The sequence below is a fragment of the Gilvimarinus gilvus genome (genome assembly GCF_030518155.1).
GTDB lineage: Bacteria > Pseudomonadota > Gammaproteobacteria > Pseudomonadales > Cellvibrionaceae > Gilvimarinus > Gilvimarinus gilvus.
Map to the genome: position 1 here is coordinate 1 of NZ_JAULRU010000737.1, position 429 is coordinate 429.

Annotated in this window: 1 protein-coding gene; it reads left to right on the forward strand. The window is 60.4% G+C overall.

Features of this window, described 5'->3' with window-relative positions:
• A partial coding sequence (ybeY, locus tag QWI17_RS19165; protein ID WP_302724140.1) for an rRNA maturation RNase YbeY occupies positions 1-368 on the forward strand: 368 nt, incomplete at its 5' end.
• Positions 369-429: the final 61 nt, after the last annotated feature.

Here is a 429-nt window from a genome sequence, read left to right on the forward strand (position 1 = left end):
AAATGACCATTCGCCTGGTCGACGAAGCCGAAGGCCGTGAGCTGAACCACACCTACCGGCACAAGGACTACGCGACCAACGTGCTGTCGTTCCCTGCCGATGTACCCGATGACCTGCTCGATATCCCGCTACTGGGCGACCTGGTCATCTGCGTGGCGGTGGTGGAGCGCGAAGCGGCCGAACAAGGCAAGGCGCTGAACGCGCATTGGGCCCACCTGGTCATCCACGGCTGCCTGCACCTGCTTGGCTACGACCACATCGACGATGAGGAAGCCGAGGAGATGGAAGGCCTGGAACGAGAATTGCTGGCAGAACTGGGTCACCCCGACCCCTATGCCGATGATGAAACCGACACCCTCACACACTGATACACGAAGGATCACGAGAACCGCCATGAGCGAAGATCGATCGAGCAACGGGCAGAAGTCC